24 protein-coding genes are annotated in these 20,608 nt (G+C 39.6%); 14 read left to right on the plus strand and 10 right to left on the minus strand.

The window, feature by feature from the left end:
- Window positions 1-41: 41 nt before the first annotated feature.
- The gene (locus tag RF53_RS01945) at window positions 42-698 is read right to left on the minus strand and encodes a Crp/Fnr family transcriptional regulator (protein WP_010555776.1); all 657 of its coding nucleotides are present in this window, start codon (window positions 696-698) and stop codon (window positions 42-44) included.
- Window positions 699-1,082: 384 nt separating this feature from the next.
- Here RF53_RS01945 and RF53_RS01950 point away from each other — a divergent pair, with 384 nt between their 5' ends.
- The gene (locus RF53_RS01950) at window positions 1,083-1,334 is read left to right on the plus strand and encodes a YgjV family protein (RefSeq protein ID WP_039036464.1); all 252 of its coding nucleotides are present in this window, start codon (window positions 1,083-1,085) and stop codon (window positions 1,332-1,334) included.
- Window positions 1,335-1,384: 50 nt separating this feature from the next.
- Here the strand turns inward: RF53_RS01950 and RF53_RS01955 are convergent, their stop codons facing one another.
- The 5 genes from RF53_RS01955 to RF53_RS01975 all read right to left on the minus strand — a co-directional run bounded on the left by RF53_RS01955 (window position 1,385) and on the right by RF53_RS01975 (window position 4,388).
- Window positions 1,385-3,073 (minus strand): amidohydrolase, encoded by a 1,689-nt coding sequence (locus RF53_RS01955; protein WP_039036465.1) that lies wholly within the window; start codon window positions 3,071-3,073, stop codon window positions 1,385-1,387.
- Window positions 3,074-3,240: 167 nt separating this feature from the next.
- The gene (locus tag RF53_RS01960) at window positions 3,241-3,477 is read right to left on the minus strand and encodes a calcium-binding protein (protein WP_008130970.1); all 237 of its coding nucleotides are present in this window, start codon (window positions 3,475-3,477) and stop codon (window positions 3,241-3,243) included.
- An 8-nt stretch (window positions 3,478-3,485) separates the two neighbouring features.
- The gene (locus tag RF53_RS01965; protein ID WP_006791886.1) at window positions 3,486-3,722 is read right to left on the minus strand and encodes an EF-hand domain-containing protein; all 237 of its coding nucleotides are present in this window, start codon (window positions 3,720-3,722) and stop codon (window positions 3,486-3,488) included.
- A 180-nt stretch (window positions 3,723-3,902) separates the two neighbouring features.
- A complete protein-coding gene (locus RF53_RS01970; RefSeq protein ID WP_008130972.1) occupies window positions 3,903-4,130 on the minus strand; it encodes a hypothetical protein in 228 nt (75 codons plus the stop codon).
- A 24-nt stretch (window positions 4,131-4,154) separates the two neighbouring features.
- Window positions 4,155-4,388: a cag pathogenicity island protein Cag25 gene (locus RF53_RS01975; protein ID WP_039036466.1), complete on the minus strand. Its 234-nt coding sequence runs from the start codon at window positions 4,386-4,388 to the stop codon at window positions 4,155-4,157.
- Between the two features lie 309 nt (window positions 4,389-4,697).
- Here RF53_RS01975 and RF53_RS01980 point away from each other — a divergent pair, with 309 nt between their 5' ends.
- Genes RF53_RS01980 through RF53_RS01995 form a run of 4 tightly spaced genes read left to right on the plus strand, consistent with a single transcriptional unit; the run spans window position 4,698 to window position 8,544 of the window.
- Window positions 4,698-6,155, plus strand: coding sequence for a HAMP domain-containing sensor histidine kinase (locus RF53_RS01980; RefSeq protein ID WP_039036467.1), 1,458 nt, complete (start codon window positions 4,698-4,700; stop codon window positions 6,153-6,155).
- Between the two features lie 2 nt (window positions 6,156-6,157).
- Window positions 6,158-6,673: a hypothetical protein gene (locus RF53_RS01985; RefSeq protein ID WP_039036468.1), complete on the plus strand. Its 516-nt coding sequence runs from the start codon at window positions 6,158-6,160 to the stop codon at window positions 6,671-6,673.
- 2 nt (window positions 6,674-6,675) lie between these two features.
- Window positions 6,676-8,025 carry a sigma 54-interacting transcriptional regulator gene (locus tag RF53_RS01990; RefSeq protein ID WP_039036469.1) on the plus strand — a complete coding sequence of 450 codons (1,350 nt, stop codon included), beginning with the start codon at window positions 6,676-6,678 and terminating at the stop codon, window positions 8,023-8,025.
- A gap of 18 nt (window positions 8,026-8,043) precedes the next feature.
- The gene (locus tag RF53_RS01995; RefSeq protein WP_006791892.1) at window positions 8,044-8,544 is read left to right on the plus strand and encodes a DUF1543 domain-containing protein; all 501 of its coding nucleotides are present in this window, start codon (window positions 8,044-8,046) and stop codon (window positions 8,542-8,544) included.
- A 43-nt stretch (window positions 8,545-8,587) separates the two neighbouring features.
- On the opposite strand, the gene RF53_RS02000 is transcribed toward RF53_RS01995, so the two are convergent.
- Window positions 8,588-8,815: a hypothetical protein gene (locus tag RF53_RS02000; protein ID WP_039036470.1), complete on the minus strand. Its 228-nt coding sequence runs from the start codon at window positions 8,813-8,815 to the stop codon at window positions 8,588-8,590.
- 124 nt (window positions 8,816-8,939) lie between these two features.
- Here RF53_RS02000 and RF53_RS02005 point away from each other — a divergent pair, with 124 nt between their 5' ends.
- From RF53_RS02005 to RF53_RS02030, 6 genes are all read left to right on the plus strand, one after another.
- Window positions 8,940-10,193 (plus strand): multifunctional CCA addition/repair protein, encoded by a 1,254-nt coding sequence (locus RF53_RS02005; RefSeq protein WP_039036793.1) that lies wholly within the window; start codon window positions 8,940-8,942, stop codon window positions 10,191-10,193.
- 500 nt (window positions 10,194-10,693) lie between these two features.
- Window positions 10,694-11,248 (plus strand): hypothetical protein, encoded by a 555-nt coding sequence (locus RF53_RS02010; protein WP_039036471.1) that lies wholly within the window; start codon window positions 10,694-10,696, stop codon window positions 11,246-11,248.
- Window positions 11,249-11,302: 54 nt separating this feature from the next.
- Window positions 11,303-11,818: a hypothetical protein gene (locus tag RF53_RS02015; protein WP_039036472.1), complete on the plus strand. Its 516-nt coding sequence runs from the start codon at window positions 11,303-11,305 to the stop codon at window positions 11,816-11,818.
- 128 nt (window positions 11,819-11,946) lie between these two features.
- On the plus strand, window positions 11,947-12,381 hold the full coding sequence (locus tag RF53_RS02020) for a hypothetical protein (protein WP_039036473.1): 435 nt from the start codon (window positions 11,947-11,949) through the stop codon (window positions 12,379-12,381).
- Window positions 12,382-12,395: 14 nt separating this feature from the next.
- A complete protein-coding gene (locus RF53_RS02025; RefSeq protein ID WP_039036474.1) occupies window positions 12,396-12,791 on the plus strand; it encodes a hypothetical protein in 396 nt (131 codons plus the stop codon).
- Window positions 12,792-12,871: 80 nt separating this feature from the next.
- On the plus strand, window positions 12,872-13,093 hold the full coding sequence (locus tag RF53_RS02030; protein ID WP_039036475.1) for a hypothetical protein: 222 nt from the start codon (window positions 12,872-12,874) through the stop codon (window positions 13,091-13,093).
- 189 nt (window positions 13,094-13,282) lie between these two features.
- On the opposite strand, the gene pdsS is transcribed toward RF53_RS02030, so the two are convergent.
- Window positions 13,283-15,418, minus strand: a complete 2,136-nt coding sequence (pdsS, locus tag RF53_RS02035; protein WP_039036476.1) for a proteobacterial dedicated sortase system histidine kinase — start codon at window positions 15,416-15,418, stop codon at window positions 13,283-13,285.
- Entirely contained in the window at window positions 15,418-16,107 is a 690-nt protein-coding gene (gene pdsR / locus RF53_RS02040) for a proteobacterial dedicated sortase system response regulator (RefSeq protein WP_039036477.1), read from the minus strand. Before pdsR ends, pdsS begins: the two co-directional genes overlap by 1 nt.
- Before the next feature lie 201 nt (window positions 16,108-16,308).
- On the opposite strand from pdsR, the gene pdsO reads away from it, so the two are divergent.
- The 3 genes from pdsO to RF53_RS02060 are packed head-to-tail and all read left to right on the plus strand — an operon-like array spanning window position 16,309 to window position 19,653.
- Window positions 16,309-17,043 (plus strand): sortase-associated OmpA-like protein PdsO, encoded by a 735-nt coding sequence (pdsO, locus tag RF53_RS02050; protein WP_039036479.1) that lies wholly within the window; start codon window positions 16,309-16,311, stop codon window positions 17,041-17,043.
- A 25-nt stretch (window positions 17,044-17,068) separates the two neighbouring features.
- Entirely contained in the window at window positions 17,069-19,063 is a 1,995-nt protein-coding gene (locus RF53_RS02055) for a marine proteobacterial sortase target protein (protein WP_039036480.1), read from the plus strand.
- Window positions 19,060-19,653, plus strand: coding sequence for a class GN sortase (locus tag RF53_RS02060; RefSeq protein ID WP_039036481.1), 594 nt, complete (start codon window positions 19,060-19,062; stop codon window positions 19,651-19,653). The genes RF53_RS02055 and RF53_RS02060 overlap by 4 nt, the downstream gene beginning before the upstream one ends.
- Here RF53_RS02060 and RF53_RS02065 read toward each other — a convergent pair.
- Window positions 19,548-20,507: a DMT family transporter gene (locus RF53_RS02065; RefSeq protein ID WP_008130411.1), complete on the minus strand. Its 960-nt coding sequence runs from the start codon at window positions 20,505-20,507 to the stop codon at window positions 19,548-19,550. The genes RF53_RS02060 and RF53_RS02065 overlap by 106 nt on opposite strands.
- Window positions 20,508-20,608: the final 101 nt, after the last annotated feature.

The following is a 20,608-nucleotide window of genomic DNA, read 5'->3' on the forward strand; positions in this document are numbered from 1 at the left end:
AGGGCAATAAAAAAGGCCTTAATTGGCCTTTTTTTGTGAGCTTAAAGTTGTGCAAAGCTATCTACATATTCACTAAGCATTGGAATATCGACCGCTTGTAAACCATTAGTGCTTCTTTGCACTAGGCCTTTTTCTACTAACTCTGTTACAACACGCCTGTAAGCTCGCTCAGTGGTTGCAAAACGTTCAGCCTCTGCGTTTACCGTTGGGTAGGCTCTAAGTAGTGTAGGGTTGCTATTCTCGGCTCTCAGCAGGCAATCTTTAGCTATATTGTAACTAAGTGGCAGTAATAACTTATCTAAATTGATTTTTTGATTTTCTTGAAACTTAGCCGCAATAGTTTGTGCTGTGTATAAACTTAGCTCTGGTTTTTCGAGCAATAATGCACGCCAATGCCTTAATTCAATCAGGTTGTAAGTCACATCACTAAAACACGTTACCGTATAAATACACGGATTGTTGTTAAGTGCTTCTATTTCACCTATCAGGGTATTATTACAATCCAGTTGTCCTAGCAGCAGGCGTCGTCCGTTTCCTACGTCATAACTAAATGACACAGTGCCGCTGCGCACAAGCACAAGCTTGCTTAAAGGCTGATCTTGATGGATCAGCACTTCTTTTTTTGATTGTTGATAACTACTACCTGCAAAGGTTAATAGCTGTTCAACAAGATAACTAGAAAAATGGTATTGAAACATCAATATGCTCTTCGGACATTTGTCCTATTTATTATGTTTTAATGACGGTAGCATTAATACATTAAGAATTTACGCTAACTTGCTACTAATACTTTTAGCTTTGCTATGGGTATTATTTTACCTTCATTTCCCGTGTAATGATTTAAGAATTTGTTGGTTTTTTTGCCGGCAAACTTTTTCAGGTTTTTAAGCAAGTTAGCTTTTTATTTACGTATGTCACTTCGCTTAATTATTAATATAAGAGAGCTACTCTCTTACTAGCCAATTATTTTTCAAAATCTAAATAACGCTCATAATTAAGCAAAGTGCTATTACTTTGCAATACTTACAACTGTAATAAGTTAGCATTAGTGTAATGCTAACCCAAAGGTTAGGAGAGAACAATTGAGTTGGGAATATTTAGGCTATATTGCGTCAGCTTTATTGGTTGCATCACTCACTATGACCGATGTAGTAAAGCTTCGTTGGTACAACATGTTAGGATGTATTGTGTTTACGGCTTACGGTGTAGCCATTGGTGCTGTTCCCGTTGTTTTTACCAACGCGTTACTGGCATTGGTTAACTTGTATCACATTATAAAATTATACCGTCAGCCAAAAGCTGTTCAGCCAGAGACACAGCAGCCAAAAAGCTAAATGATATGGTTTGTATAAAAAAGGGTTAACTTGCGTTAACCCTTTTTTGTTTATTTAGCTGTACTCTCTTTTTTATCGAATCGCTTCATACCGGCAATCCATGTTTGTAGCACCTGGGTTTTGTATATATCTTCAACGGGTACTGTAAAGTAATCTTTATCCACTAAAATAAAATCGGCCCATTTACCTTGCTCTAAGCTCCCTATTTTAAACTCTTGATGCGCAGCATAAGCACCGCCCAGTGTAAACGCACGTAGTGCATCTTCGCGGCTTAGTACTTCGCTTGGACGCCAGCCATTTTCAGGCAGTTTGTTATGATCCATTCGCGTTATTGCTGAATATAAACCATCAAACGGATTTGCAAGCTCTACAGGGTAGTCAGAACCCGCAGCAACCACTGAACCTTGTTGTAAAAATGTTTGCCATGCGTATGCAAAGCTAAGTTGCTTTTCAGTTAGGCGTTGCTCTGCCATATGCATGTCAGACGTAGCATGAACAGGTTGCATTGATGGAATAATTTTTAGTGCTTTAAATCGAGGAATATCGTCTGGCGTTACTATTTGCGCGTGCTCTATACGGTTGCGCAGTAAAATACCGCCTGTTTTTTTAAATACATTTTCGTAGGCGTCTAAAACCACACGATTGGCCTTGTCACCAATGGCATGGGTGTTGGCGGTAAAACCGTTTTTAAAGCTTTGCGTAAATAAAGCTTCGAGTTTTTCTTGGGTTTCAAGCATCAAACCATGATGTCCAGCACGGTCGGCATAATCTTCAATAAGCGCTGCGCCACGCGAGCCTAATGCACCATCGGCATAAACTTTAACACTGCGAATTTCCATAAAATCGTAGTTATCGTGATATGGCCCCGCTTTTAACATCGCTGGTAAATCTGGGCTAGCACCACTTAGCATTGCCACAATACGCAGAGGTAAATTACCTTGAACGCCGCGTTCTTTGTACACTTCCCATGTGGCTTTATCTATGCCAGCGTCGTGAGTAGAAGTAATACCTAAGCTTAATAAGTGCTTTCCTGCGGCATCTAGCGAGTTGCTAATATCTTGTTTTGAAGGGGCTGGCATGTGCTGAACAATTAACGACTCAGCTTTATCAACAAAAATACCGGTAGGGTGACCAAATTCATCTTTTATTACTTCACCGCCTTTTGGCGATTTTGTATCGGCGTTAATGCCCGCAAGCTCAAGCGCTTTTGAGTTAACCCAAATTGCATGGCTATCAACACGAGATAAAACAACCGGACGATCGCTTACTACTTTGTCTAAATCTTTAGCGGTAGGAAAGCGTGTATCTGGCCATAACTCTTGGTTCCAGCCTCGGCCGATGATCCAACCTTGTTTGCCTTGCGCAAATTGCTTTAGTTTATTTGTAACGTCATCAACCGACTTAGCGCCGCGTACATCAAGTTGCGATAAGTTATCTCCTAACCCAATAACGTGGCCGTGAGCATCTATTAAGCCGGGCAGTAATGTGTTGCCTTCTGCATTTATTAATTTGGCATCTGGAAAGCTTTCTTTTAGTGTGTCGCCGCCTACTTTTACAACTTTGCCATCTTTTATAACTAAAGTGCTAAATTGCTGAAGTTCACCTTTTTGCATTTTGCCTTTATAAAGCGGGGTGTAGCCATTAGCATTATAAATAACTTTGGTTTGTGCAATGGCAAAGCTAGAGCCCGCACAAAGGCTGGCAAGTACAAGTGGTTTAAGTAATTTTTTGAGTAACATAGGACACTGTTTTGTTATTTTTAGTGCAATAACACTAGCAAACCCTTTTTTAGAATACCAACAGGATGCGATAAGCTCGTAAAATAGACAGTTAAAGCTAAGCTGGTTGCTTAGCTGTTAAATTAATTGCCTAAAACCTAAAGTTAGAAAGGTTACTTAAGTTAGGGCTACTTACTGGCATATAAATGGTATTCGCTAAGTGTTAGTCGGCCGTCTTTATCTTGGTCGTAACGAATAAACTTAGACCACAAGGCGGGGTCTATTGAGGCTTCAGAACGCGTTAAAAATCCGTCTTTGTTTCGGTCTATTTTTTTAAACTGGTTGTTAATAGTGTCACTTGCGGCAAAGCTTGATGCACTAAATACGGTTAGAGTGCATAAAATAAATAAGCGAATGGGGTTCATTAAAATACTCAGTAAAGATTGTTAGTAAGGTAGTTTTTAAATTCAATTAATGAAATTTGTTTATCTTGATTTTTATCCCACATTATAAACGTGCTAAGTAACTGTGGCTGGCGCTCTAATTCGTTATGGGTAAGGTAACCGCTTTTATCTGTATCAAGGTGATCAAAGCGTTGTTTTACATCAAGTGCAAAGGCATTAAAACTTAACAGCAATGCCGTGGTAGTTACAAAGCAACGTATCTTCATGGTAGTCCTTCCAAAAGGGTAATTAAGTTGTATTTAATAACGAGGTATAAAGCTTGATAAGATAAAGCACTTGCCATAATTTAACTCCCAACATTAAATCCTTTTACACACTCCCTCAGGGATTATGGCAAATGCTTTAGTACACTTTACATGCTAAAAACTTAAGCAAAACTTAATCTTTTACGGCTTAAAGTTTTCAAACTCTGCTTTAGAGATCATCTCATCGTTGTCTTCATCTAAATCGGTAAACTGTCTAAGCAGCTCTTTATCCTGCTTAGCTTCAACAAACGAGATACTTCCGTCCATGTTTGTATCTAAGTGTGCAAATCGCACAGCCGAAGGAGATGCCAACACTGTTGCACTAATAGCTAAAAATAATAATAAAAACGCGGCAATAAGTTGTTTCATAATTTCATTCCTTTTGAAGTTGAATTATTGAATAAATTTACTAAATTCATTTAGCGACAGTTGGCCACTTTGGTCTGTGTCTATTTGTGCAAAGTTTTCCTTAAGCACAGCATCCATTTGGGCCTCGGCTTCGCTTAACAAGCCGTTATTATCCTTATCTAGCGCATCAAACGTAGCCTCAACGTCCATAGCATATGCGTCTGTATTAACTAAACCTAATGCAAGTAATGTTGAAAAAACCAAAGCTTTTGCTCTCATGAGTATTTCCTTATTAAATTCATTTGTCATACCTACTAACAAAAAGGGTGCCATGTTTTGTTTTTGTTTATTTTCAATGGTTTACGTTTTGTTGCTTGAAAGGGGAGGTAAAAATTACACTTTATGTGTGTAATTTTGTATGAGTACAGCAACAGAGTGTGAGGTGTTTTTTATGATGTTAACTAAATCAATAGGTTGCAATGTTGCTATTTAGCAACACTATAGCGAGTGAATATTAATATGGTTCAGCATGTGTATAGGCGGTATTGATAATAATAGGCGAGTTATTTACTGATAGAGTTTACTGCAATGGCTGCAACGTTTACTAAACATTACAATGCAATGCTTAATTGGCGCCCTAATTTAATAGGGCAGTTTGCGTTAAGTATGCTGCTGTCGTTATTGCCACTGTCTATAGTGGTCATTGTGTTTTTAAATGCGTTAAACAAGCAGCTAGCAACCACTCAACAAATTGTAAGTAATAATTATCAGCTTACAAAATCGTTCGCTAGCTTAAAGCAAGACCTTAACAGTCTTGAGCGCGCAACAAGACAAAACTGGGTATTAAAAAGTGATTCGCTCGACACCCTCATAGTTGATAAATGGCAATCTTCAGTACAAAGCATAAACGACCTTAAACACATTAATACAAACCCAGATTACACACGCCAATGGGCACAGCTTTTAAATGTTTTACAAACAGCACACCAGCAACTTGTTGATCAAAAAAAGCAAGATGCAGCGCTATTTGTACCTGTAAGCGAGTTAATTACAGCGCTAACAGTGTGGCTTAAAAATAAAAACGAAGCGCAAATAACCCTTAATCAAAACGAGCTAGCTAGCCTACAAACGTCGTTTATAAATTGGCTGGTGGCACTTATTCCACTTACTTTATTGGTTGGTGGTGGATTTTTATGGCGTATAAGTGGGCGCTTAAAGGGATTAACTAGGGTTATTGATAAGCTAGGGCAAGGGGATTGGCAGCAAAAAATAGCGGTAAAAGGCTCGTCAGAGTTAGTCGAACTTGGAGAAAAACTACAGTGGGTACAAACTCAGCTGCATATGCTTGAGCAACAAAAAGATACGTTTTTACGCCACGTAACACACGAGCTTAAAACACCACTTGCTTCTATGGTTGAAGGAACCGATTTACTAACAGATGAAATTGTTGGCCCCATTAATGACGAACAAAAAGCAGTGCTTTCCCTTATAACTCAATCTATGGTGCGCCTTCGCATGATGATAGACAGCTTACTGAGTTATAACGCTATTAGAGCAACGATAAACAGCTCAAGCGAGGTTAATATTGATCATTTAATTAAAAAAATTAATGGCCATTTTGAGCATCGTCTAACGGCTCGAAAACAACGTATTCAATGGCAAAACTCTGTTTCAAGCACTGTTCTTGCGCTTCCTAATGAACTAATAGAAATGATGCTAATTCAGTTAATTTCAAACAGCTTAAAATTTTCTGATGATAACCAAGGTGTGACTGTAAAATTAAAATGCGAGCAACATCAGCTGTGTTTGGTTGTGGCCGATAATGGCTGTGGCATTAAAGAGCACGAAATAAACCATATTTTTAGTGCGTTTTATCAAGGTAAACATGACCAAAGTATTACCTTACAAGGCAGTGGTTTGGGCCTAACAATTGTAAAAGAGACGGTTGAGCAGCTACAAGGCACATTAAGTGTTGAGAAAAATAAACCACACGGTTGCCGTTTTTTAATAAAAATACCAATCAGTAAAAGTTTAGGAGTTAATTAACAATGCGCATACTCACTATTTTATGTGTGCTTGCAGGTAGCCTAATTGTATCGGGTTGTGAGCTTAATAATGGCACGCAAGCGCAGGGCGGTAATAAAACATCAAATACTAAAAACGTATCTCCTAGCCCCAAGCCAATGCCTAAATTAGCCCCCATTTATCCTTCATCTGAGCGGGTTATAGCGCTTCATGCAAATCAATGTGGTGGGTTTACATTGCCACCAACAAAGCGGTCATTTAAAGGTGAAAATGAGCTAAAAGCATTTTTTAAATTTATGTGCTTAAAAGTAAGTACCGACCCAAATACAGTAATGACCAAGTTACTCAAACTCGACCTAGCCTATTTTTGGCCTGACGATATAAAGCAGTATTTATGGCTGCAAAAACAGCAGATTACCTTACAAATAAATGCTCACAAAGAGCAACAAGCACTTAATAACCAAATGCAGAAAACCCTGTCGTCGCTGGCAGATATAGAGCAGCAGCTATTACTTCGCGAAGATACCAAGGAGCAGTAACCATGGCCACAAATAGTCCGCACAAAGCAAAAGTGTTATTAGTTGATGACGATGCAAGTTTATTAAAGTTGCTTGCTATTCGTATTGAATCAAAAGGCTATCAAGTAACAACTTGTGAAAGTGGCTTAGCAGCGCTACAAATTTTAAAAAGTCACGTGTTTGATGCCGTCATTACCGACTTACGAATGGATGAAATGGACGGCATGGCGCTGCATCGTCAACTGCAAAGCCGATACCCTGCATTACCAGTAATTATGATGACAGCGCATGGCTCTATTCCCGATGCGGTTGAAGCCACTAAACAAGGCATTTTTGCCTTCATTACTAAACCGGTCGATAAAGACGAGCTATTTGATAGCCTTGCAAATGCAATAGACATTCACGGTGTAAATACCGATGAAGCCCCATCAAAAGGTAATATAGTAACGCGCAGTGGTGCCATGTTGCACTTGCTTGAACAAGTTAAGTTACTTGGGCCTACTCACGTTAATGTGCTTATTTCGGGTGCCAGTGGAACGGGTAAGGAGTTATTAGCGCAGGCTATTCATCAGCATAGCCAAGTAAGTAACGGGCCCTTTGTGGCTATAAATTGTGGTGCTGTACCAGGGGAGCTTTTAGAGTCTGAATTATTTGGCCATAAAAAAGGAGCGTTTACTGGTGCCGTAAAAGATCACCAAGGTTTATTTCAGCAAGCGCAGGGCGGTACATTATTTTTAGATGAAATTGGCGATATGCCCCTTAACTTACAAGTAAAGTTACTGCGTGTACTGCAAGAAAAAACCATTCGCCCAGTGGGTTTTCAAGAAGAGATCTCAATTGATGTGCGTATTGTATCGGCAACTCACAAAAACTTGCCCGAAGCCATTAAAAACCAGCAGTTTAGAGAAGATTTGTACTACCGCCTAAATGTAGTTAATTTAAAATTACCACCACTATGTGAACGCCGTGAAGACATAAGCCTACTAGCTCAATACTTTAGCGCAAGTATCGCTAAACGAATGAACCAAAATGAAAAACATTTTGCCAATGATGCTATGCACGCATTGGTACGTTATGATTGGCCGGGAAATATTCGTCAGTTACAAAATGTTGTTGAACAAGTGGTAGCCTTAACACCTGGTGAGGTTATTTCAGCGCATTTAGTATTAGCAGCACTCGATAGCAACGAAAAAAGTGTAGAGCCACTCTCATTAAACGACGCTAAAAAAGAGTTTGAACGTGATTACGTTATTAATACGCTAAAAATGGCAGGCGGCAACGTAGCAGAAGGCGCCAAGCTTGCTAAGCGTAATCGTTCAGACTTTTATAAACTCATTAAAAAACATAATATTGACGTTGATACTTTGGCGTAAAAAATTAAAGGAATCCTCATGCAGTTATTTATGGTGTATTTAGGCGGGCGAATTCAAGGCTGCCACATAGAAATGCACGACATTCGCTTTGTAGTTGGGCAAAACATAGAGCAAACCTACACCAAATTAAAAAGCCAATGGGTTGGCGACAAAAACAGCGTACACATGGATAGTTTTATGGCTGTTAACAATATTGATGGCTACAAAGTAGAAGTGGTAGAGGGTTATGTTGAACAAAATAAACAGCTTTATTTTGTAAACTTAGGCGCTTACAGAAGCGACTCAATGGCAGAGCAACACGACTTTGCATTATATGTAGCAAGCAGTAGTGAAGAGGCAAAGCAGCGAGCTAAACATGATTTATTAGCAGGCCTAAGCCATATTCATAAAGACGACTTACACGACGTAGACGATTGCTTTGCAATTGATTTACTCGACAGTCAATTAACAATAAAACTTAGCCCAAGTGGGCTTTCACAACCTATAAAACCGGATTGGTTTGGTTACCATGTTTTATAAGTTAAGTAATCTGAGCACTGAATAATAAAGCTATCTTAAGCCGCTATTTTTCTTGCTCGTTTTGTTCATTTTTTTCACTGTTTGATGCCAGCTTAAAAGCCACAATAACTAAGCCAAACATAGCAAACGGCAAGGCTGCTAACATATACTCAACCATGTTGCTGTCTTGAAAGTTAGCTTGCAATAAAAAGTGCCCCGCCACACACATAACAATAACGACAAGTAAAATTGGCAGCAGCATGAGCTCTTTTTTTGATGAATGATTTTTCATTGAATAACAGCTTAAACAAAAAATGATGCGCTATTGTAATGAGCTTACATATGCTTGGCAAACCACAACGCTTTTAATGATATGATTGCTATAAATGAAGTTTGTAAATGAGTGTGGAAACAACGTGAAAAGTAGCTTAAAAAACGTTTACCTAGTCGGTGGAGCAGTACGCGATAAACTGCTAAACATTGCATCAAAAGATAACGATTATGTGGTTATTGGCGAAACGCCCAGTACCATGGAATCGCTTGGCTTTTTACCAATAGGTAGCGACTTTCCTGTTTATTTGCACCCAAAAACAAAAGAAGAATACGCACTAGGGCGTACCGAACGAAAAAGCGGCAAGGGTTATACAGGCTTTGTGGTTGACGCCAGCCCAAGCGTAACACTTGAAGAAGACCTCGCAAGGCGCGACTTAACCATAAACTCTATGGCACTTGACGAAAACGGTAAAATTATTGACCCTTTTAATGGCCAACACGATTTACAAAACAAAATACTGCGCCACACTACACACGCCTTTGTAGAAGACCCTGTGCGAGTGCTGCGTATTGCACGGTTTTTAGCGCGTTACGGCAGCGATTGGCAAATCCATCCCAGCACTTATACGTTAATGCGAGAGCTTAAAAATAAAGGCGAGCTTAACCACTTAGTTCCTGAACGGGTATGGTTAGAAACCGAAAAAGCGCTTGGCGAAAAACACCCCGAGCTTTATTTTCAAGCATTAGATGGACTGGGTATTTTTCCTGAAATAGAACAAATGAAAAACGTACCACAACCTGCCAATCATCACCCTGAAGGCGATGTATTTGTGCATACAATGTTGGTGCTCAGGCGTGCGGCCGACTTAAATTTTAATTTAGAAACCCGTTTTGCTGCGCTTACCCACGATTTTGGTAAGGCCCTTAGTTATAAAATACGCGGCAATTTACGCGGTCACGAACGCGAAGGTGTAGCGGTAGTAGAGTCATTTTGTAATCGTTTAAAAGTACCTAATCGTTTTCGTGATATTGGCGTATTGACCAGCGATAATCACACTTTATGCCATACGATTGATCAGCTTAGGCCGCAAACTATTCATAAATTAATTGTCACTAATTTAAATGGTTTGGTGCACCCTGAACGCTTTTTAGCATTTACTCAAGCCTGCCAGTGTGACGCGCAAGGTCGCGGAGAAACACTGGTTAATAAGCCTTACCCGCAGGCAATTAAGTTGCGCGCCATTCATAGTAAATTACAGCAAATGGATAAAAAGCACATAGTGCAAGAGGCGCTTAAAAGTGGCAAAAAAGGCCCAGAAATAGGCGAGGCAGTAAAGCTGGCAGAAATAAACTGTATCAAAGCGTTTTTAAGTGATGAGCCAAGTACAACAAGCTAACTAGTGTAAATTAAGTCAAGTATTGAGATACGCCTTGCACCTCAAGGCGCGGTACTTTTAAAGGTCGTTTATTTGCGTATGCTGTGGTTTATTTGCCTCTGGCTCAGCGTTTTTATCAGATTTATATAAACTAAAAATAAAGTCGAGCTCTTCTCGTTCAAGTGATGGGGTCACGGCAAATCCTACTGCTTAATGCGTTAATATATCCCCAGAGTATGTGAACGCGACTGAATTAAAAGTGAATAGTTACAAAGGAAGGTGACTGTTTATTTCCTCACTGTTTATTAGCACATTACTTTTCTGTCTAATATTACTGATCTCTACCATTTTGGAGTATTTCTACATTTAGAATATTTTGAATGCTATATAACTATTTGTTTACATGCGCTTATTAGCTGGCTACATTAGATTGATTGTAATATTTGGACATATGCCGGTTTATAAAGCGACACATGTCGGATACAAAGTTGTTATGTATTTTAGCAAATTTGGAGTAAACATTGATTAAAGTAGTTCTTGGTATCATGATTGGTTTTTCGGCAACTATTTTATATTTAGTTCTCGATCATAGATTCGGCTTTAATCATTCACTTTCTGTGAATGTTGTAATAGCTATGGCGACTATTATCGCCACAATGATCCATTTCGATTCTCAGCATAAAGCTAGAAAAGACCGAGTTTGGGATATGAATAAAAGTGTACTTCTTGAGTTAGCTCATGCTTTATCAGAGGTGATTGAAGGTACTGAAAATGAAATTGATAATTTACATGGAAATTATGAAGGTTTTGAAAAAAATGAAGTTAAACCTTACGTCTTTAAAAATATCAAAGATAAAGTTGACTATGCATTAACAGTGTATAGACCTTTAATGGATGAAAAGCTGATCAAGATTATTGAGAAGCATAATGAACAAGATATAAAGGTTACGAGGGAAGTAAACTTCGAAGGTTTAGAACATCTCGAGGCATACGAGACTATGCTTGCCGAGCATCAAAATCTATATAAAGCACTACTTAAGTTCATGGGTGATATTAGTGGTGTTAAAAACACATAACAAGCTAATCAACTGGACGCATTACGGTTGTCATCGTTTTTGCAAAAGAAAAACATGGCAAAAACAAAGCCAACCTACACGCCAGTTATTAGGGCGTTATACGTAATCATGAAAATTAAGCTCGCTGCAATATTCTTAATTCTAAGTTTTAAATCTTTTGGAAGTAATATGGAACAAGGAAAAGTTGAGACTCAAAAGCTATTTGATGCTGTATTACCAATAGCTAAACAACTATTGCTGGAAAATGAAGAGTTCTTTCCATTTGGTGAAATAATGAAACCAAATGGGGAACAAGTTAATCTGTCTGTTTCAAATGGTGAAGAAAGACCGAAGTCATCAGAATTAATCGTCTTACTTAAAAACCACTATATCGAATCAGCTAAAACCAAAGAAATTATTGCTTCAGCTTTAGTTTATGACGTTATGGTTAATGGCTCGGATTCAATTGCTGTAGATTTAGATCATGTCAGTGGTTATTCAGTTACCGTTGTCGTACCTTATGAATTAACTGAAACAGAGTTAATTATTGGCAAAATGTTCTCGGTCAAAGGTAAAAATGCAATCTTTTAGTTTGGTGTATATTACGTATAACAAGTCAATAAAGTCGGACGCGTCAAGCTTGGCTCGTGTCGTGCCTCACAGAGTATAGCCAAGCTTAACTCTGCCTCTTATTGAGGCGTTATGTACAAAGTATAACTGTGAGAATAATTCTAGTTTTATTAACTCTTTTATTAAGCTCTTGTTCGTTAACCCGTTACACTGAGTTCGTATCATTGAGAGCTAGGAGCGATTTTTTCGATTCTCGAAAAGGAGTTTTTAAACGCTCACTTTGCTTCGTAAACCAAGAGAATGTAGAAGTTGCTTTACTCTTTACAAAAAGTGAAAAGCAGAAACTTTTTCGCTTTGCCAAACAAGACATACGCGATGGCAATGCTGGTTTAATCGATCTAGAAAAAATATGTGTTAGCAGTTATCCATATGAAATTAAGTATGGTGACAGTAAGGGTGAAATCAAAACAACTTGTTTTTCATCTTTACAAGATGATGAAGCTCAATTATCAAATTTTGTGTACGCCATTGAAGCAAACAACCACGCCAACACATTGCGTATTAGGCAAGCGTTATGTAACTAAGTAAGAGGTAGCAAATGAGCAAAGAGGTTATAGGGAAGTACATTGCAATTTTAGGCTTATTGCTTTTTTGGGCATTTCCATTGGGAGTGGCAGATGCGTTTTACCCTATGTACTCATCATTCCAAGATATAAGTCTTTTTGGAACAAATGAACCTAAAATAAATCCAGAAGAAATATCAATGTTGAAATCTATTGTGGTCGGTTTTGGTATATTTATGTTGGGGCTTATGTTTTTATTAGTTTCCGTTATAGGCCTAAATTACCGAACTAATTGGCTGTTTTGGACTCTGTTAATTTATTCAATTTTATTACTTTTTTTAATTCCTATTGGTACATTTTTGGGATTAACAGGGGTGATAATGTTAAGTTTAAATAGGAAAAAGTTCGGGTCAGATGTCCACGTTACATAACAAATGGATTAAGACGGACGTAATACAAGAGCGGTATTTAGCCCATTATCCAAGGTATTACAGTAAGAGGAGTACCTACAATGGATCGCCAATCACGTAAATTTAAAATTTTTGCTGCAATAATTACCATCCCACTATTTGCGGTATTTTTATTTGGGTACAGCTTTATCATCTTTATGCATGCTGATAGTTTAAGCAACATTAAGCACTACTTATTACTCGGTTTAGGTTTTATTGGTATTCTTTTGTGGGCTAAAATGTCCGTGAATATGATTAAAGACATAAGATTGATTAAGGTGTAATAACAAGAAAGATATGCGTTCAATTCAATTTTTACGTTTTGATGCCCGTTTACCCACTACTTTATACTTTAATCGCCGTTTTTCTAATGGTTTGTAATCAGCAGGTATTAAGCTCCTTGGTTTAATTAAGTCTTACAAGTTTCCCCGCTAGGCTAGGCTAAAACTAATCAATATTAAAAGCTCATTCAACTAATTTGCTAATGGCAAACTCACTGTAAAAGTGACCCCATTATTTTGTGTATTATTTTGCGCAGTTACACTGCCTTTATGGTAATCGCACACCAGCCTTACAATATAAAGCCCCAAGCCTAAATGCGGTTGTTGCTGCATGTGCTGGCTGCGCACAGACACCATAGAATCAAATATGTGCTCGCTTAGCCCTTCGGGTAATAATGGGCCTGTGTTACTTACGCTCAGAACTGCTTGTGTATCTTTGCTTTGTAACGTTACGTTAATCGCGGTATTAGCTTGGCTAAACTCTAATGCGTTATTAATGAGCTTATCAAGCAGCTGCGCTATAAACTCAGGTGCGCCTTGCATAGGTAATTTGTTTTGGCATACATCAAGCGTAAATAACTGGTTTGGGTAAGTAAGCTGATAGCCTTGCATGCAACCATTTATTACTTTTTGTAAATCAAAAGGCTCAGGCTCGTTACTTTGAATACTTTGCTCAAGGCGAGTAGCCTCACTCATGGTGGTAATTATTTTACCTAAGCGCTCTACGCCTTCACTTGCGCGATCGAGGTATTTTTGGCTAAGCTCGGTTTGTTCCAAACTTTGTAAGTTTTCAAGGGATGATCGCACCACGGCAACAGGCGTGCGTAGTTCGTGAGATAAACGCGAAGACATGTTTTCTAAATAGTCGGTATAGCCGCCCAATCGGCTCACAATATTTGCAAAGCTACGCGACAGGTCGCCAATTTCATCATTAGAATCACTGTAACTAATACTGCCAGTAACACGCCCTTGTGCATCTATTGCTTGCTCTGCGGTATCGCGAAGGCGCCTAATACGGCTCGATATTCGTGATGCAAAAAAGAATAAAGTCACGGTACCAATCAGCATAACGGCTAAAATAACGTTAAATAACTTTTCGAGCGATTTATTACGAAGCGTACGCACACCATTTGTAGTTTCTTCTGCTATTACTGCACCAATGACTTTGTCTTCAATCCAAATAGGGTAGGCGGCAGATAAAATAACGGCTTTGCTATCAGGGGTGAGCCGCCAAGACGATGCAGGTTGGCCTTTTAATGCATTAGCTAAATGACTGCCTTGCATAGATGTTACGTCGTGTAGGGTATCTATAAATTCGTTTTCGGGACGGGTTAAAATTTTATAATAAAGTGGGTGCAAATAGGTTTGCTCAAAGCGTTGCCAGGCATTTTGGGGTGGCTGATTTTTAAGGCCATCGGCCCATACACCATCAGCGTTTTGAATAGTGCCCGATTGCGCAAGTACGCGGTGATGATTGTCTACCACCCATATACGGCTGCCACTGTGGCCCATCCCTTTTAAAATGCGGCTAATTTCTGGTGAAGGCACAAGCACTGAGCCTAAATCGCTTGGGTTATTTAAATTAGAGGTCGACATAACGTTAGCGTTAGGTAACTCGCTTAAGCTATCGGTATCTACAATAGCAAAGCCCAGTTTGTTTCCTAGCATGGCTAACGGAAAGCGCAGTTCAACGGTGTAGCCTGTTTGGGTGCGTTTAAAATAGCCCTGAATTTTTGTAAATGGTGCTTTGGTGTCTGCATTAAATGCATTAACCCAGCCGTCTTGCCTTGGGGCGATGATATAGGTATTAAATTGGCCATCAGGGGCTTTTAAACCAATTTTTAAATGGTCGTTATTAGTAATGCTTAAGCTGTTTTTAGCACGATAAATAAGTGTGTTATCGGTCACATTAAAAATGGCATATAAGTAGTTATCAAATTTGCCTACCATGTGGTCGAAAGATAAATCGCTGGCTTGGTGGTTTTTATTAGTTTTTTGTAAATAGCGTTTATCGTAATGCCAAAATAACGGTTTGTAGGGTTCCCAGTCGGTTAGTTTGCCGTCGAGCTGAATAGGGTGTTTTAAGTTATAGGCGTATAAGTCGCGGCCTTTTATTACTTGGTCTAAAAAGTTGGTTTGCTCGTCAAATAAAGCAGGGCGTTCGTGCAGAGCAGTGGCAAGTGCACGCGTTGTGCCTACGAGTGTTTTTTCTTGGCCTTGGCGTAAAAACTTTTCCATTTCCCATACGTACTCGTAGCCTAGCCACGGCAGTAAAAATAAAAAACAAGAAAGCACAATAAACTTACTACGTAGGCCAAATCTAAGCATTAATGCTGCTCCCACCTATAACCCATACCATACACGGTATCGATACAATCAAATTGTGAGTCGAGGGCTATAAACTTTTTACGAATGCGTTTTACATGAGAGGTGATGGTGCTGTCGTCCACATATATTTTTGCATCGCTCATTAAATCGTTACGGCTTTTTACATGGCCTGGGCGCTGCGCAAGTGAATGCAGCATCCAAAATTCGGTCACGGTTAAATCCACTAATTGCTGTTGCCAAAAAACCTGCATGCGCTGTGTGTCGAGCGTTAACTGCCCGCGTGTTATAAGTGCATTGGCATCGGCGGGGTGTTCAAGGGCTTCCATTCTGCGAAATAATGCGCCTATTCGTGCTGCTAAATGTGCCAAGCTAATGTCTTTTGTTAAGTAGTCGTCAGCGCCCATACGTAGGCCGCAAACCGTGTCTATTTCGCTATCGCGTGCGGTTAAAAAAATAATAGGGAGCGTTTTAGATAAGGTACGCAGGGTTTGGCATAGTAAAAAGCCGCCATCAATTTCGTGGCCAAGGCCTATATCAACGATGGCTAAATCCGGGAGTGCGTCTTTAAATGCACTTTCTGCCGTTATGCGGTCGCTGTAACCACTCACTTGGTAGCCTTGTGCGCCTAACATTTCCATGTAGTTTTCGCGAATGGCGGTTTCATCTTCAATGATGGCTATTTTTTTCATTCTACACACCCTTATTTATTTTAAAACGCACTATATCGAAGTTTTTCAGCTATGTACGGTTAAAAAGGCAATTGCCATTTTTTTGCCACAATTGCTCAGCGGTTTGCCATTTTTGCTCCCCTTTGTTGCCACTTGGTGTTGTTTTAATGCACCTATCGAAACAAAACATCACAAAGTTAAATCAATTTTAAGGATCATATTATGAAGAAGACATTAATCGCGCTAACGCTTGTTGCTGGTTTTTCTACTCCGACATTTTCATCGGCATCTGAACATTCGCCCTCAAAAGAAGCAACTCAAGAAACCGCAATAGGTTTAGGTACAGGCGCTGTTATTGGTGGTGTGGTTGGTGGACCAATCGGCGCGTTTATAGGCGCATTTGCTGGTGGCTTAATTGGGGATGCAAAAGTAGCCGACAACAAACTTGATGAACAACAACGCGCCTTGGCAGTAATGAAACAAAAAACCAACGACTACCAACACGTACTTAATCATAACAATCTGTTAGAGCAGCAATTAGAGGTGCTTGCACAGCAAAACGAGCAGTTAACACAATCTCAAATTAATAACCTGCTTGCGATGACCGTTCAATTTAAAACGGGTTCAAGCACCATAGCGCCTCACTTTGCTAAACAGCTCGACCAGTTAGTTGTACTTTTAAACAATCAACCTCAATTAGCGCTTGATTTAAGTGGCTTTGCCGACCAGCGAGGCGATGAGCAAGCCAACCTTCTGCTCTCTAAAAAGCGTGTAAATGCAGTGCAAAGTTATTTAATAAAACACGGCGTTAGCCACAAACGTTTAAGTACGCAAGCCTTTGGTGAACAACACACATTGGCAAATAGCAATACCATAGAAGATAACTTTTTTGACCGTCGAGTAACGCTGACTACCCGTTCACTAGCGCCTGTAAATGGCCAAACGGCGAGTAACTAATTTTAGCATTCGATGGAGTGATTTTATGTTGAGTAACCCAACCAAAATGCTTGTTAAGGCAAGCATTTTTATATTCACGGCAATAGCGCTATTAGCAAGTAAAAGCAGCTATGCGCAATCGCCAAAGCTTGAACTAACCGATACGTTAGGTAAGCCCGTTAGCCCTGCCATAATATTAAAAAGCGACGCTCATATGACAGTAACAGGGTTAATTAACCATGTTGTAGTTAAGCAAACTTATCAAAACGAAAACCCATTTGCGGTGAATGCACGTTATGTGTTTCCACTACCCGACGAAAGTGCAGTGCACGCCATGACAATGCGTATTGGTGAGCGTGTTATTAAAGGGCATATTGATAAAAAAATAGAGGCCGAAAAAAAATACGCACAAGCTCAAAAGGCAGGAAAGCAGGCTGCACTGGTGCGTCAACAACGGGCAAATATGTTTGTCACTAATGTGGCAAATATTGGCCCCGGTGAACAGGTGGCTATTGAGCTTGAGTATCAAGAAATTATTAATTACCGCAGTGGTACTTTTACTATTCGTTTTCCTACCACAATTACACCGCGCTACCATGCAATAAATGGCACATTAGAGCAGCCTAGTTCAAGCCTTATGGATCAAAACGTAGCGCCCAGTGGTTGGCTAAGCCCGGTTTATAACATTCAAAAAAATAATGATGCACCAAGCAGTGAGTTTACTTTAAACATAGATATAGATGTGGGGTTAGAGCTTGTTGATATAACCTCTAAACATCACCGTATTAATGTTAATAATCCCGCGTTTGGGCAATATAAAATAGCCTTGAACGATACAAATGGGGCTAATCGTGACTTTGTTTTAGCGTTTAAACCGCTTCAAAAAGAAAACGCGCAAGCTGCCTTTTTTACCCAGCAGTTTGAAAACGCAGACCATTATGGCCTTGCTATGTTAATGCCGCCAGGGGATTATTTTACGCAAACTCAGCGCTTACCCCGAGAAATGGTATTTGTAGTAGATACATCGGGCTCAATGCATGGGCAGTCTATTGAGCAGGCCAAAAAGGCATTATTTTATGCGCTGTCGTTACTTGAAAGCGACGACAGTTTTAACATTATTGGTTTTGATAATAATGTCACCGCCATGAGTGATAGGCCTCTTATAGCCAGTGATTTTAACTTACGCCGAGCAGAGCGTTTTATTTACAGCCTTGAAGCCGATGGTGGCACCGAAATACAAGGCGCGCTTGACGCGGTACTTGATGGCAGTACGTTTGATGGTTTTGTACGCCAAGTAGTGTTTTTAACCGACGGCAGTGTAAGTAACGAAGCTACTTTATTTAAAAATATTCAGGCTAAATTAGGTGATAGCCGTTTATTTACGGTAGGAATTGGTAGTGCTCCTAATAGCTTTTTTATGCGCCGTGCAGCCGATATAGGAAAAGGCACATTTACTTTTATCGGCAGCACACAAGAAGTACAGCCTAAAATGGAGCAGTTATTTGATAAGCTCGCCCACCCAGCCATTACAGACCTAGCTTTAAGCGATGAAAACGGTAACAGTTTAGATTTTTGGCCGTCACCACTGCCTGATTTATATTTTGGAGAGCCTATCATGGTTGCTATAAAACTTAATGATGCTAAAAGTGTGATACTGACAGGGCAAACAGCACAAGGGCCTTTAAGTATTAAATTAAGCATACAAAATAGCTCTCAAGCCAAAGGCATAGCAAAGCTGTGGGCGCGTCAAAAAATTAAATCGTTACTTTTATATAACGAGCAAAGTAGTGTTAAAGACGAGGTGCAAAAATTAGCTTTAACGCATCAGCTTTTAAGTCCATTTACTGCGTTTATTGCCATTGAACATACTCAAATTAAAGACGTTGCAGATCAAACAGCGCAAGCCGCTAACGAAGTCCCGCAAGGGATGGAAATGCGTTTGCCGCAAACCGATGGTCAAAGTAGGCTGCATATAATGTTGGGTAGTATGTTACTTATAACGTTTGGTGCTCTTAAATTAAAAAGACGCGTTAAAGCATGAAAAAGTGGTTAAGTGCAGGGCTATTAATTGCTGGGCTCAGCTTGTTTGGCCACGGTTTGTATATGCAAGCAAAGGCATGGCTTGCACAAGTGCTTATTGAGCAAGCGTGGCAGCAAGCGCTTGCAGACCCTGGTAAAAAAGTAAAACCGTGGTTTTATGCTGACAGTTTTGTAACCGCGCAGCTTCACTTTCCATCGCATAACAAAACGTTAAGTGTGCTTGGTGGTGCGAGTGGTCGAAATTTAGCATTTGCACCAAGCCATTTTTTGCCCGCGGGGGAATTGGGCAATCGCCAGAAGGGAGCGCTAATAGCAGGTCATAACGACACCCACTTTGCGTTTTTACAGCACGCCAAAGTAGAGGAGCAGTTTACTATGCAGTTACAAAGCGGGGAGTTACAGCAGTATAAAGTCACGGCGGTTGATATAATTCATCAATCGCAGCATGACTTTTTACGCACACCGGGGCTTTATTTACTTACCTGTTATCCCTTTGATGCATTAGCATCGGGCACCGATTTGAGGTTATTGGTATCGGCAGAAATATCTTCACCAGATTCACTAAGTGGTATATCAACAACAAGCTCTTGATGGCGCTGGCTAACCATAACGCCAATAAATACCACAAAAATACTAAGCCACTGCCAAAGTGTAAGTACTTCTCCCAAAATAATGGCCGATAAGATAAGTGTAAAAATAGGAATTAAATTTGAATACGCTGCTGCAGTAAGCACCGATACCTTGCTAATTGCATAGTTGTACATACCGTAACCGCCTAAAGTAACGCAAGAGCCTAAATATAAAATACTCATAAGTGCCGTTAGGTCGTGTTGATTTTCGCTGGGTAGGTCAATAAAAAATAAAAAGGGGGCAAAAAACAAACTCCCGCTAATGCCTTGTAATGCAATTAAAGTCAGTGGTGAATACCGGTTTGCTAAGTGCTTAATACTAACAGTATAAAATGCAGCGCACACCATAGCCATTAACTCTAAAAAGTTACCCAAAATAGGATTAGGCGCTTGTTCTGAACTTGGTGAGAGCAGCGTAAGTAAAATACTGCCGCCAATACATAGCGTAAAGCCCACTACAATAGCTTTACTTATATATTCTTTGAGCATAAAAAATGCTAAAAACGCCACTATTATTGGCAAGCACGACACAATAACACCCGCCTGAGATGCCGATGTATATTCCATTGCGTGGCCTTCAAATAAAAAGTACAAGCACGGCTCAGCAAGTGACATGCCCACTAAATACTTCCAATCACCTTTTTGATATTCAAAGCGAATAACATAACGCCATAAACACAATGAAATAACGAGCGTAGTAAGCATACGTAAAAATATCACTAACGCTGGATCGTAAATGGCAATGGCGTATTTAAGCGCTATAAACGAACTGCCCCATAAAAAAGTGGCAATAATTAAACATAAACTGGCAGGCATAAGACGTAATTTAAACAATAAAATATAGCGCGATCCTAGCATGAATATTTTTAACTTGTTCAAAAATACCGAGCTGGTATAAGTTAAATCATAATAAAATT

It is taken from the genome of Pseudoalteromonas sp. ECSMB14103 (genome assembly GCF_000813065.1).
Lineage (GTDB): Bacteria > Pseudomonadota > Gammaproteobacteria > Enterobacterales > Alteromonadaceae > Pseudoalteromonas > Pseudoalteromonas marina.